This window comes from Mycobacterium sp. URHB0044 (assembly GCF_000620625.1).
Classification (GTDB): Bacteria; Actinomycetota; Actinomycetes; order Mycobacteriales; family Mycobacteriaceae; genus Mycobacterium.
The window spans coordinates 123,806-136,492 of record NZ_JIAW01000001.1 but is presented as its reverse complement, the minus strand read 5'-3'; the positions used below and the strand labels follow the sequence as shown (position 1 = coordinate 136,492).

Annotated in this window: 12 protein-coding genes and 1 pseudogene; 8 read left to right on the top strand and 5 right to left on the bottom strand. The window is 68.4% G+C overall.

The window, feature by feature from the left end:
• Nucleotides 1-2: 2 nt before the first annotated feature.
• Both N536_RS0100670 and N536_RS0100665 read right to left on the bottom strand, forming a co-directional pair.
• On the bottom strand, nucleotides 3-803 hold the full coding sequence (locus N536_RS0100670) for a class I SAM-dependent methyltransferase (RefSeq protein WP_255358385.1): 801 nt from the start codon (nucleotides 801-803) through the stop codon (nucleotides 3-5).
• A complete protein-coding gene (locus N536_RS0100665) occupies nucleotides 784-2,619 on the bottom strand; it encodes an acyl-CoA dehydrogenase (protein ID WP_029111842.1) in 1,836 nt (611 codons plus the stop codon). Before N536_RS0100665 ends, N536_RS0100670 begins: the two co-directional genes overlap by 20 nt.
• Before the next feature lie 264 nt (nucleotides 2,620-2,883).
• Between N536_RS0100665 and N536_RS43275 the strand changes: the two genes are divergently transcribed.
• Both N536_RS43275 and N536_RS0100655 read left to right on the top strand, forming a co-directional pair.
• Nucleotides 2,884-3,018 carry a hypothetical protein gene (locus tag N536_RS43275; protein ID WP_255358384.1) on the top strand — a complete coding sequence of 45 codons (135 nt, stop codon included), beginning with the start codon at nucleotides 2,884-2,886 and terminating at the stop codon, nucleotides 3,016-3,018.
• Nucleotides 3,018-3,656: a TetR/AcrR family transcriptional regulator gene (locus N536_RS0100655; RefSeq protein ID WP_051574124.1), complete on the top strand. Its 639-nt coding sequence runs from the start codon at nucleotides 3,018-3,020 to the stop codon at nucleotides 3,654-3,656. Before N536_RS43275 ends, N536_RS0100655 begins: the two co-directional genes overlap by 1 nt.
• Here N536_RS0100655 and N536_RS0100650 read toward each other — a convergent pair.
• Together N536_RS0100650 and N536_RS0100645 are read right to left on the bottom strand one after the other, a co-directional pair.
• Entirely contained in the window at nucleotides 3,653-4,174 is a 522-nt protein-coding gene (locus tag N536_RS0100650; RefSeq protein ID WP_029111840.1) for a dihydrofolate reductase family protein, read from the bottom strand. The genes N536_RS0100655 and N536_RS0100650 overlap by 4 nt on opposite strands.
• A 1-nt stretch (nucleotide 4,175) precedes the next feature.
• Nucleotides 4,176-5,096 (bottom strand): helix-turn-helix domain-containing protein, encoded by a 921-nt coding sequence (locus tag N536_RS0100645; protein ID WP_029111839.1) that lies wholly within the window; start codon nucleotides 5,094-5,096, stop codon nucleotides 4,176-4,178.
• Between the two features lie 92 nt (nucleotides 5,097-5,188).
• On the opposite strand from N536_RS0100645, the pseudogene N536_RS36990 reads away from it, so the two are divergent.
• A pseudogene (locus N536_RS36990) lies at nucleotides 5,189-6,331 on the top strand (acyl-CoA dehydrogenase family protein); the annotation flags it as partial.
• Nucleotides 6,311-7,369, top strand: coding sequence for an acyl-CoA dehydrogenase family protein (locus N536_RS42800; RefSeq protein ID WP_231514408.1), 1,059 nt, complete (start codon nucleotides 6,311-6,313; stop codon nucleotides 7,367-7,369). The pseudogene N536_RS36990 and the gene N536_RS42800, both read left to right, overlap by 21 nt.
• Here the strand turns inward: N536_RS42800 and N536_RS0100635 are convergent.
• Complete coding sequence (locus tag N536_RS0100635; RefSeq protein ID WP_029111838.1) at nucleotides 7,366-8,211, bottom strand: arylamine N-acetyltransferase; 846 nt, start codon at nucleotides 8,209-8,211, stop codon at nucleotides 7,366-7,368. The two genes, N536_RS42800 and N536_RS0100635, sit on opposite strands and share 4 nt — an antisense overlap.
• A gap of 101 nt (nucleotides 8,212-8,312) precedes the next feature.
• On the opposite strand from N536_RS0100635, the gene N536_RS0100630 reads away from it, so the two are divergent.
• The 4 genes from N536_RS0100630 to N536_RS0100610 all read left to right on the top strand — a co-directional run bounded on the left by N536_RS0100630 (nucleotide 8,313) and on the right by N536_RS0100610 (nucleotide 12,670).
• Nucleotides 8,313-8,795, top strand: a complete 483-nt coding sequence (locus N536_RS0100630; protein WP_036434890.1) for a hypothetical protein — start codon at nucleotides 8,313-8,315, stop codon at nucleotides 8,793-8,795.
• Between the two features lie 202 nt (nucleotides 8,796-8,997).
• Nucleotides 8,998-9,804 carry a lysophospholipid acyltransferase family protein gene (locus N536_RS0100620; RefSeq protein ID WP_029111836.1) on the top strand — a complete coding sequence of 269 codons (807 nt, stop codon included), beginning with the start codon at nucleotides 8,998-9,000 and terminating at the stop codon, nucleotides 9,802-9,804.
• Nucleotides 9,805-9,825: 21 nt separating this feature from the next.
• Nucleotides 9,826-11,457, top strand: coding sequence for an acyl-CoA ligase FadD12 (gene fadD12, locus N536_RS0100615; RefSeq protein ID WP_255358396.1), 1,632 nt, complete (start codon nucleotides 9,826-9,828; stop codon nucleotides 11,455-11,457).
• A complete protein-coding gene (locus tag N536_RS0100610) occupies nucleotides 11,447-12,670 on the top strand; it encodes an alpha/beta hydrolase (protein WP_029111834.1) in 1,224 nt (407 codons plus the stop codon). Before fadD12 ends, N536_RS0100610 begins: the two co-directional genes overlap by 11 nt.
• Nucleotides 12,671-12,687 lie beyond the last annotated feature (17 nt).

Sequence of the window (12,687 nt, the reverse complement as noted above, 5' to 3'; positions counted from 1 at the left end):
GGTCAGCTGCGGCTCGCCGTGACGATCCAGGCCCGCGAGTCGAAGTAGACGCCGTCGCCGGTGTCGTGGGCGTCGAGCATCGCGCGTAGCCGCGCGCGTGCGTCTTCGGCGGCCGCGGCGTCGAGGTCGGCGATCAGGTCCTTGAATTTCAGCAGCCGGTACACGGCGTCGAAGGCGGTCGCCCCGTCCGCGCCGTAGTAGACGGGCTCGTGCACGTCGGTGAAGTTGGCGTCCGTGAAGCCGGCCGCCGTCAGGATGCCCTCCGTGACGGTCGGGTCGGCGAGTGCGAACGCGTTGGGGCCGCCGGTGGGAGCCCCTGCCGCAGTGAGGGTTTCGCGGATCGCGGTGGCCCACTCGTTGCGGTCGCGCTCTTGCCAAACCAACATCACCAGGCGCGCCTGCGGCCGCAGTGCGCGGCCGATGTTGGTGAATGCTGCGACCGGGTCGGCGAAGAACATCGTTCCGAACCTGCTGATGCACAGCTCGAAACGCGCCGGCGGAAACGGATGATCCTGGGCGTCGGCCTGCTCGAAGGTGACGTTGGTCAATCCGTCGGCGGCACTGAGCCGACGGGCTTGTTCGAGCATCGCCGCGGAGACGTCGACACCCAAGGCGCTGCCTTCGACCGCGGCACGGGCGGCTTCACGCGTCGATAGTCCTGTACCACAGCCGATGTCGAGCACGTGGTCGCGAGGGCCGACGCGGGCGGCGGCGCGGAAGAGTTCGTTGTGCAGGCGCAGCTCTGCGTCGTAGTCGAACACGTCGGCCATCAGATCGGCCCTCCTAGAAGGACTCCTCGGCAAGGTCCATGGCAGACAGGTCAACCGAGTCGGTGATTTTGCGTTCGGCGGCCAGGCGCGGTAACACGTTGCGGACGAAGAACTTCGCCGCCCCGATCTTGCCTTCGTAGAACGCGCGATCCCGGTCGGAAGGGCCCGCATCGAGCGCGCCGAGCGCGACCTCGGCGTTGCGCAGGAGCAACCAGCCGATCACCACGTCACCGACGGCCAGCAGGAACGGGACCGACTGCAGGCCCAGCTTGTACAACTGTCGCGGATTCTCCTGCGATGCCATCAGGTAGCCGGTCATCGTGGCCAGCATCCCCTGCAGATCGGCCAGCGCATCGGCCAGCGACTTGCGGCAATCCGCGAGTTCCGGTCGCGCGGAATCGCTTTCGAGGAACGCTTGGATCTGCCCTGCAACGTGCCCCAGTGCGCCACCGTGGTCGCGCGCGATCTTGCGGAAGAAGAAGTCCTGCGCCTGGATCGCCGTGGTGCCCTCGTAGAGCGAGTCGATCTTGGCGTCGCGGATGTACTGCTCGACGGGATAGTCCTGCAGGAACCCCGATCCGCCGAACGTCTGCAGCGATTCCGTGAGGCACTGGTAGGCCCGCTCGGAGCCAACACCCTTCACGATCGGCAGCAGCAGGTCGTTCACGCGTCCGGCCATCCCGGCGTCGGCACCCGACACGATCGCCGCGGCAGCGACGTCCTGGTGCGCCGCGGTGTACAGATACAGCGCGCGCAGCCCCTCTGCGTACGACTTCTGCACCAGCAATGCGCGACGCACGTCGGGGTGGTGCAGGATCGTGACCCGAGGGGCCGCCTTGTCGGTCATCTGGGTCATGTCGGCGCCCTGGATGCGGGTCTTGGCATAGTCGAGGGCGTTCAGGTATCCGGTCGACAGCGTGGCGATGGCCTTGGTACCCACCATCATTCGCGCGTACTCGATGATCTTGAACATCTGGACGATGCCGTTGTGGGCATCACCGACCAGCCACCCGACGGCAGGTGTGCCGTGTTGGCCGAGCGTCAGCTCGCACGTTGCCGAAACCTTCAGCCCCATCTTGTGTTCGAGCCCGGTGACGAACACGCCGTTGCGCTCGCCGGGTTCGCCAGTCTCGGCGTCGGGCAGGAACTTCGGGACGAGGAACAGGCTCAGGCCCTTGGTACCGGGCCCGGCGCCCTCCGGCCGCGCCAGCACCATGTGCAGGATGTTCTCGAACAGATCGTCGGAGTCGCCGTTGGTGATGAAGCGCTTCACGCCGTCGAGATGCCATGTGCCGTCCGGCTGTTGGATGGCCTTGGTGCGGCCTGCTCCGACATCGGAGCCGGCGTCGGGCTCGGTGAGCACCATGGTGGCGCCCCAGTTCCTGTCGATGGCCATGGCGGCCCAGTGCTTCTGCTGTTCGTTGCCGACGTGGTAGAGGATGTCGGCGAGGATCGGACCGGCGAGGTACATGAACGCCGCCGGTTGAGCGCCGAGCGGAAGCTCGTTGATCGCCCACGTCACCATGGCGGGTGCTGGGACGCCGCCGATGTCCTCGGACAGGCCGATCCGGAACCACTCCCCCTGCTGCCAGGCGCGGAACGACTTCTTGAACGGTTCGGGGAGCGTGACGGTGTGCGTGTTCGGGTCGAACGTCGGCGGGTGGCGGTCGGACTCGGCGAACGCCTCCGCGAGCGGCCCCTCGGCCAGCCGGGCGGCCTCGTCGAGCATCTGTCGCACCGAGTCGGGGTCGAGATCCCCGAACTCGCCGGTCGCCAGAACCTTCTCCAAGTCGAGCACCTCGTAGAGGTTGAACTCGAGATCACGCACGTTGCTCTTGTAGTGCCCCACGCCTCGCGCCTTTCACTCAGCGAATAGCGCTTCCGAGCCTAATCCGACTCCGGGCTGACAGCCCGGAAATCGCACCGACCTGCCCTGGTCGACCCGCCGCGCCGAACTATGCGGGCAGGCATAGTTCCGCAGTCGTACCCTGTGCCGCTGCTCACCTGCCGCAGCTTCTACCAGCACTGACGAGCGGCCTCGTGTGACCGGGAATACATCCACTGCACCGATGTGTTGTGAGTTTTAAGCCTGAACCCATAGACAGGAGCCGCCATGTGGATCGTCGAGGTCAACGTGCTGGGCCGCAGATTCACCTACCGCGCTCGCGACCATCGCGGACTCCGGTTCAGCGTCCGCAGGGTGCCGGCGCGCCTGGCGCAACGGGTGCATGCGCGGGCCACGGCCTGATGCCGGCCATCGCCACCAAGACAACCAAGACCACCAACAAGCGGGGCGCCACCAGACGCCAGATGCTGCTGACCGCCGCCGAGGTGCTGCGCGAGCGCGGGGCCGCGGGCGTCACGATCGACGAGGTGCTCACCCGCAGCGGCGCGCCCCGCGGATCGGTGTACTACCACTTTCCCGAAGGCAGAACCCAACTGCTCACCGAGGCCCTCCGGTTCGCCGGTGACGCCATCACGGCCATCATGGACGACGAGGTGGAACACGGCGGGATTCCCTTGGTGCGCAAGTTCGTCGAGTTCTGGGAGCGCACGCTGGCGGGCAGCGACTTCACCGCCGGATGTCCCGTGGTCGCCGCCGCGATCGGCTCGGCCGACGACGATCCCGCGCTGACCGCCGTCGCCGGAGAGATCTTCGACCGCTGGCGCGCGGCACTCACCCGCGCGTTCGTGGCCGATGGGTTCGATCAGGCCGACGCGGGCTCGCTGGCGGTGACCTGCATCGCCGCCCTGGAGGGCGCGGTAGTGCTCTGCCGGTCCACCCGTGGCGGCGATCCGCTGCATGACGTCGCCCAGCAGCTCGAATTCCTGATCAAGTCAAGGGAATTCGTGCGCCGCTACGGTCTTCCCGGCGCCGAGCGTTAAGCGACCATCCACCGGGCGCAGACGAACTCACCATTGATCCCGGACTCCTGCACACGCCATTCCGATCGAACCGGCAGCACGCGCGCACCAGAGCCCAGCGTGCACGGCGCGTAGCTGACGATCATCTCGTCGATCAGGCCCGCCGTCACGAACTGTGCAGCCACCTGGCCGCCGCCGACCACCCAGACGTCCCGTCCCGCCGCGGCCGACACCAGCTTGGCGTGCAGTTCGGTGACGTCGCCGTCGAACGTCTGCACCGGATGCCCCGCCTCGATGATCTCCGGCCGGCTGGTCAGCACCCACGACGGTTGCTCGTACATCCAGTCACCCGGGTGGTTCTTCACGATCCAGAGGTAGGTAGCCGAGCCCATCACCAGCGCGCCAACGGATTTCGCGAAGGCGTCGTACCCGAATGGCCCATCCGGGTCGATGTTTCGAGACGTCAGCCAGTCCAGGCTGTCGGCCTCGTCGACGATGAACCCGTCCAGGCTCGATGCGGTGTAGTACACGGTTGCCATTTCAGTTTCCTCTCATCCAGTCCAATGGATCGCCCATCTTGGTGCGGATGCCGTGCCGGGCCAACATCTTTCGGGCAAGCTCGCGTCGGTGCGCTGCGTATGTCAGCACGTGCGCGACGATGCCGTAGAGCTGGAACGACTCCGGCGGATCGCACAGCGCGTCGATCACCGTGTCCGCCAGCCGGCCCTGCGCGGCATAGTCGACGACCATGGCGGTCCACCGCGTCGCGATGTCGTCGTGATCGGCGGCGAGCCGATCCGGCGGCCGCACTGCTGGCCGGGTGGGCAGATCCCGGCCCTCGATGCTGGCCAGCCACACTTCCTTGGACCACACGATGGCGTCGAGCACCGCACCGACGCTCGGTTCCTCACCGTCCCAGTCGAGAATCACCTGGCCCGGCGAAAGCCGTTCGACCCATTGCTCTTCCGTCAGACTCATCGCACGCGAAATGAGGTAGGCGGTGTCGGCGACGTCGTGCGCCATCATCAACCGTGAGACGTCGGGTTGCTCGGCGTCGCCGTCGGCGTCCAGCCACAACGACTGCGGCGGATGGAAGTGCACGCCGTTGGGCGCCGGCAGGCGGAACCCGACCTCGGCGGCCTGTGAGGGTGGGACGCCGAAGGTCCGCCGGAACGCACGGGAGAACACCTCGGGCGAGGACCACCCCTCGTCGATGGCGACGGCCGCGACGCCCTCACCGCGTTGCAGTCGCCACGCCGCGCGTTCGAGCATCACCCTCCTGCGCAGCGCCGCGGGTGGTTCTCCGGTGAGCCGGCTGACCTCGCGGGAGAAGTGGAATTCCGAGGCGTAACTGCTACGCGCCATTCCGGCGACGCTCGAGTTGTCACCGTCGACGACCGCGTCGAGCAGTTCCCGCAACCGATCACGCCGCGGCCCAGGAGAAGTCGGTTGAGCACTCACGGTTGCCGAGTATTCTCCTGCGCCAACTCCGACGACATGACTTTTCCTGCTGCGTCCCGCCCCGAGACGCGGACAGTAGACTCAGCAGCCCAGTGAGCGAATTCGACGGGCTGTGCGCCAACGACGCCGAACTGGCCGAACTACGGTCGGCCGTCCGGGACTTCCTCGACGCAGACCGAAAGCAGTTCGGGTGGAAACCCGCCGTCGACTGCTGGCTGTCGCGGTGGGACGCCGACTTCAGCGTCCGCCTCGCCGACGCCGGATTCGTCGGGCTGACCATCCCCGCCGAATATGGCGGCCGGGGACTGGGATACCTGCATCGCTATGTCGTCACCGAGGAACTTCTCGTCCAGGGCGCCCCCGTGGCCGCGCACTGGATCGCCGACCGGCAGGTGGCACCCGCGTTGCTGACCTACGGCACCGAAGACCAACGCCGTCGTCTGCTGCCGCGGATCGCGGCGGGCCGGTTGTATTCGGCGATCGGGATGAGCGAGCACGGTGCGGGCTCCGACCTCGCCGCCGTGACCACCAGAGCCACCCGCACCGACGGCGGCTGGGTGCTGAACGGAACGAAGGTGTGGACCAGCGGTGCGCACCTCGCGCATCAGGTCGTGGTCCTCGCCAGGACCAGCCCGCTCGATCCGGCCCATCGCCACGCCGGCTTCAGCCAGTTCATCGTGCCGACCGACGCGGCAGGGGTGACCGTCAGCCCGATAGTCCTGATGGACGGCGAGCACCACTTCAACGAGGTGCTGTACGACGACGTCGCACTGTCCGATGCCGACGTGCTCGGTGAGATCGGCGCCGGTTGGCACCAGGTGACCGCCGAGCTGGGCTTCGAGCGCAGCGGCCCCGAGCGGATCCTGTCCACCGCCACGCTGCTCTTCGACGTCATCGGTGCCCTCGCCCGGCAGGGCGGGACCGAGGACGCGACCGCCGCGCAGATCGGTGACCTGGTGGGTCGGATGATCTCGCTGCGCCAACTGTCGGTGTCCGTGGCGCGGGCGCTGACCGCCGGCGAGGATGCCGCCACCCGCGCCGCCCTCGTGAAGGATCTCGGCACCCGGTTCGAGCAGGAGTCCGTCGACGTGGCGGCCGACCTGATCGACCGCGTCGATGGCACCTCTCCTGCCGCCGCGCCGCTGCGCGCGATGCTGGCCACCGCGCGCGTGCACGCGCCGCTGTTCACGCTGCGGGGCGGTACCAACGAGGTGCTGCGGGGCGTGGTGGCCAAGAGCCGGGAAACGCCGCGCAGCGCACCGCGCGACGAGATCGGCCAGCTCGTCGACGACGTCGGTCGGCGCTCATTCGATGCCCGGCTCGGACGCCGCGGCCTCCCCGACGAATTCGACGCGCAGCTGTGGCGCACGCTCGAGGACACCGGCCTCAGCAGGCTGACCACGGCCCAAGGCGCGACACTGAGCGAGTCGGCGGTGGTCCTTGGCGGGCTCGCACGCTGGGCGGCGGCCGTGCCGGTGGCCGAAACCGACGTCCTCGCAGCGTGGTTGGCGCAGCAGGCGGGCCTGGACGTGCCCGAGGACGGTCCGATGTCGGTCGCGATCGCCGAGGTCCAACGGATCGGCGGCAGGATCACCGGTACCGCGGTGGACGTGCCGTGGCCCCGATCCGGTCCGGTGCTGCTGGCCGCTCTTGGCGACGACGCCATCTTCGTCACCGTCCTCGACGGCGCCGAGATCACCGATTCGCACAACTTGGCGGGTGAGCCCCGCGGGTCGATCGGCTTCGACGTGCCGGAGTCCGACGCCGTGCGGCTACCGCGGACGGTCGGCGACGAGTTGATGCGGCGCGGCGCCTGGGCGCGATGCGCGCAGATCATGGGCGCCTTCACCGCAGCCGCCGACCTCACGGCCGGGCACGTCGCCGAGCGGATTCAGTTCGGGCGTCCGCTGGCCAAGTTCCAGGCCGTCCAGCACGCGTTGGCGGGGATGCTCGGTGAGATCGAACGAGCCGGGGCCGCAACGGATCTGGCAACCGCCGCGGCCGAAGAACTCGGGTTCGGCAGCCCGAGCGCGGAGTACGCGGTGACGGCGGCCAAGGTGGCGGTGGGGCGCGCGGTCAGTCCCGTCACCACCATCGCGCACCAATTGCACGGTGCCATCGGTGTGACGATCGAGCATCCGCTGTGGCTGGCCACCATGCGCGCCCGCAGCTGGTCCGACGAGTTCGGCACGACGGGGTCTTACGCGAGAAGGCTTGGCCGGATGGTTCTTTCGGGTGAGCCCTGGGATCTGGTGGTCGGCGCCCGTAGCTAGCTGTCCAGTACCGCCGCGATGCGCCGCTCGACGACGGCCCGGTCACCGAGGTCGGCCACGTCGATCCCGAACCGGTCGGCCAGGGCGTCGAGTACCTGCCCGGCGGTGTCGAAGCGTTTCCGCTCGGTGTGTCCTTCCCGGTGAATGGCCAGGTTCCGGCCGCGCAGGTTCCAGCGTTCGTCATCGGTGACCAGCGCCACCGTCAGCCCCGTGACGAAGAACGACGCGGGATGCGTTGACACATACCAGCTTCCGACCTCGAGGTCGATCCGCGGCCGCGGCTCGGTGGTAAACAGGTAGAGCCGTTGCCACTCACCGCGAACCTGCGCCTCCAGCGTCAGCCCATCCTCACCGGCGACCAACCGGTACGGCTCGTGGCGCGTTCGTTGGACGGGGCCCGGTTCCAGACGCAGCGGCGACGACGCGGTCTGGCCGCCGAATCCGACGTCCACCAGGAACCGACCGTCGGTTCCCGGCACCGTCACCGACAGCACGTTGTGCGTCTGTGCGGGCAACGGCGCGTCCGGCTCTCGCATCCAGACCACCCGACCGGCAAGTCGATCGACGCCGTATCCCAGCGCCTCCAACACGTACCCCATCAGCCCGTTGTGCTCGTAGCAGTAGCCGCCGCGGCGCCGGTGGACGAGCTTGGCGGTCAACGCTCCAGGGCCGAGGTCGGCGACCGGCACACCGAGCAGCGGATCGAGGTTCTCGAAGGGGATCGACCGGTTGTGGGCGGCCACGAGGCCGTGCAGCGTGTCGAGCGTCGGGTCCGTCGATCGCCCGTATCCCACGCGGTCGAGATACCCGGCCAGATCCAAACCCGTTGCGACGCTCGTCATGACTCCATCGTGCGGCCTCGGCCCCAGTGGTAGTCGAATATCACGTTCTGCCTGTGATTTGGGCAACTGCACAACACGGGGCAGCAAGGCAAAATTGCCACATGCTGAAATTAACGCGCACGGCATTAGTTGCCGCTGCGGCGTCGCTGATGATCGCCAGCCCCGCGATCGCCTCGGCCACCCCGACCGACGGCGCCGTCATGCCGCTGCAGAGCAAGTGGCGGGCCTGCGACTTCACCCTGGAGAAGTGGGTGAACGCCGTCGGCGACGGCCGGGGCATCGCCCACCTCGGCACCTCCGGATCGAGCGTCGTAACCACCGTCGAGATGGCGACCGCCGAGCCCAACATGCGCTACGACGTGCGGATCATTCAGACCCCGCGACCGTCCATCGGCTGCGCGCCCGGCGCCCCCGGCGTCATCACCGGCAGTCTTCAGACCGACGCCGTGGGTGCTGGCAGCACCACGATCCAGGGTCCCGTCGCCCCGGGAGCCACCGGCGCGTGGGTGATCGTCGAGCGACCGGCGGCCAACTCCCAGACGCCCGCGGAGTTCTACACCTCCGGGTTCGTCGCCGCGATCTAGTCACGCGCCCCGGGCCGCCGACTGTGCGGTGTCGTACGCGACGCGCCGTTCCGGCGTCAAAATCCGCACGGTCACCGTGTGCGCGGCGGCCATCCGACACAAAGGCGCTGGCCAGGCCGGGTACTCGGTCGACGGGTCCCGGGAATTGACCGCCCCGGTACGATCAAAACTAGAACACGTTCCAATTCGTCAAGGGGGACTCGTGAACGCCACCGACGCCGAACCGTCAGAGATCACCAAGTGGGATCCCGGCCTCACCGAACGGGTGATGGGTTTCATCCGGCCGCTGATCAAGGGCTATCACCGCGCTGAGGTGCGGGGACTCGACGACTTCCCGCCCGGTGGCGTCCTGGTCGTGGCCAACCACTCGGGTGGGTTGTTCGCGATGGACGTGCCGGTGTTCGCCACCGACTTCTACGACAAGTTCGGCTACGACCGGCCGGTGTACACGCTCGGCTTCGACCTGATCTTCACCGGTCCCACCTCCGACTTCTTCAAGAAGACCGGCTTCATCCCGGCCAGCCACCGCAATGCCGACGAAGCGCTGCACTCCGGCGGCGTGGTCATCGTCTTCCCCGGCGGCGACTACGACGTCTACCGGCCGACGACGGAACGCAACAAGATCGACTTCGACGGCCGCACCGGCTACGTCCGCGCGGCGCTCAACGCCGGCGTGCCGATCGTGCCCGCCGTCTCGATCGGTGGCCAGGAGAGCCAGCTTTACCTGTCCCGCGGCACCTGGCTGGCCAAGACCCTGCGCCTGGACAAGCTGCTGCGCGCCAAGATCCTGCCGGTGTCCTTCGGATTTCCCTTCGGCTTGTCGGCCGTCCTCCCGGTGAACGTGCCCCTGCCCACGAAGATCGTCACGCAGGTGCTGCCGAAGATCGACATCGTCGCGGAATTCGGCGAGGACCCCGACATCGACGAGGTCGACGCCCACGTCCGGCACGTCATGCAGCGGGCCCTCGACGAACTGGCCAAGGAACGCCGACTCCCCGTGCTTGGCTGACCAGTGGCGCTGACCGACCGAATCACCGGCACGCTCGGCCTGGTGTCCACCATGGCGAGAGCTGGCGTGCTCGCACCGCTGCGGCCCGACAAGTACCTCCGCATCGCTGCGGCGATGGCGCGCGAAAACATGAGCATCACTTCGGGTTTCGCGGGCGCGGCGCAGCGGTCCCCCGACCGGCCCGGGCTGATCGACGAACTCGGCACGCTGACGTGGCGGCAGATCGACCAGCGCAGTGACGCATTGGCAGCCGCGCTGCAGGGCCTGCCCGGCGGCCAGCCCACCGTCGTCGCGATCATGGCCCGCAACCACCGCGGCTTCGTCGAGTCGCTGATCGCGGCCAACCGGATCGGTGCCGACGTCCTGCTGCTGAACACGTCGTTCGCCGGCCCCGCCCTGGCCGAAGTCGTGGAGCGGGAGTCGGCCGATCAGCGCCTCGCGGTCATCTACGACGAGGAATTCACCCCGACCGTCGAGCGGGCGCTGGCCGACAAGCCCGGCACGGCGCGCATCGTCGCGTGGACGGACGGCGCCGCAGGAAAAGGTCTCACCGTCGAGGGCCTGATCGACGCGTGGGCCGGTAACCAACCGAAACGCGCCACCGCCAAGAGCAAGGTCATCCTGCTGACGTCGGGCACCACCGGATCTCCCAAGGGCGCCAAGCACTCTGGCGGTGGTCCCGAAACGCTCAAGGCGATTCTCGACCGCACCCCATGGCACGCCGGGGAGGTGACGGTCATCGTGGCGCCGATGTTCCATGCGTGGGGCTTCTCGCAACTGGCGTTCGCCGCGTCGATGTCGTGCACCATCGTCACGCGGCGCAAGTTCGACCCCGAAGCCACCCTCGCGCTGGTCGACGAGCATCAGGCCACCGGCCTGTGCGTCGTCCCGGTGATGTTCGACCGGATCATGGACCTGCCCGACGAGGTCCGCGCCCGCTACAGCGGCCGGTCGCTGCGGTTCGCCGCGGCGTCGGGCTCGAGGATGCGCCCCGACGTCGTCACCAGGTTCATGGATCAGTTCGGCGACGTGATCTACAACAACTACAACGCCACCGAGGCCGGCATGATCGCCACCGCGACGCCCGCCGACCTGCGCGCCGCGCCCGACACCGCGGGCAGGCCCGCCGAGGGCACCGACATCCGCATCCTCGACGCCGAGCGCAGGGAGCTGCCGACCGGCGAGGTGGGCACCATCTACGTCCGCAACTCGACGCAGTTCGACGGCTATACCTCGGGAGCCACCAAGGACTTTCACGGCGATTACATGTCGTCCGGCGACGTCGGTTACCTCGACGAAGCGGGCCGGTTGTTCGTCGTGGGCCGTGACGACGAGATGATCGTGTCCGGCGGCGAGAACGTCTATCCGATCGAGGTGGAGAAGACGCTGGCCGCTCATCCCGAGGTCGCCGAGGCCGCGGTGATGGGCGTCGACGACGAGGACTACGGCCAGCGCCTGGCGGCGTTCGTCGTGCTCGCACCCGGCGCGGCGGCGACACCGGACACCCTCAAGGCCCACGTCCGCGAGAACCTCGCGAACTACAAGGTGCCGCGGCAGGTCGTCGTGCTCGACGAATTGCCCCGCGGCAACACTGGCAAGATTGGTCGTCGTGAACTCAAGGCACTCCTCGACGCGGACGGCGATGAGGCGTAGACGGCGTTTCCCGCTGCTGCGCGCGATCGCCGAACTGGTCAACGCCGCCAACGCAGTGCGTCCGCTGGGCCGCGAAGGCTACGTCACCCTGCCGGTGTTCGCGTTCGGCTGGCCGACCGCCGAGGCCGCCCCGGTGGTGGCGGGTGCGTCGATGCTGGACGCCGCCCGCCGTGGCCTGCGCGGCGACTTCAAGGGGCCCCGCGGCCGCATCGCCCTGGCGCTGACGGTGCTGGCGTGGGGTCTGCTCGGGTTCGTCTACCGCCGTGCCGCGAAGTCGCAGCATTACTTCGAGGCTCCGCTGCGGGAGACACTCGGCGAGAACTACGACGCTGTCGCCGCACAGGAACGCCGACGACGCCGCGGCGGGGTGATCCGCACGTCGTGGATCAGGCGCCGGTACGTGCAGAAGACGAGCGTCGTGCACTACGGACCGCACCGGGCCAACGTCGCCGACGTGTGGCGGCGCGCCGACCTGCCGCGCGACGGCCGCGCGCCCGTGCTGCTGCAGGTGCCCGGTGGGGCATGGGCGATCGGGATGCGACGACCGCAGGGCTATCCGATGATGAGCGAACTGGCCGAACGAGGCTGGGTGTGCGTGTCGATGGCGTACCGGGTCAGCCCGCGCAACACCTGGCCCGCCCACATCGTGGACGTGAAGCGGGCGCTGGCCTGGGTCAAGGAAAACATCGCCGAGTACGGCGGCGATCCCGACTTCGTGGCGATCACCGGCGGCTCGGCGGGCGGCCACCTGGCCGCATTGGCCGCGCTGACGCCCAACGAGCCGCAGTGGCAGCCCGGTTTCGAGGACGCCGACACGTCGGTGGTGGCGGCTGTGCCCATCTACGGGCGCTATGACTGGTTCACCCGCAACGGGTCGGGTCGTCCGGAGTTCATTGCGGTCCTGCAGCGCTTCATCGTCAAGAAGCGCTACGCGCAGAACCTGCAGGACTACCTGGACGCGTCGCCGATCACCAAGGTTCGCCCGGACGCTCCACCGTTCTTCGTGCTGCACGGCACCGACGACTCCATCATCCCGGTCCAGGAGGGCCGCGCCTTCGCCGAGGCGCTGAAGGACAAGTCGGACAATCCGGTCGCCTACGCGGAGATTCCGCACGCCCAGCACGCCTTCGACTTCTTCGGCTCGCCGCACGGCCACTACACCGCCGCGGCGGTGGCCCGCTTCCTGGACTGGGTGAAGGCGACCCGCGGCTGAGCGTCGACGTCGGCATG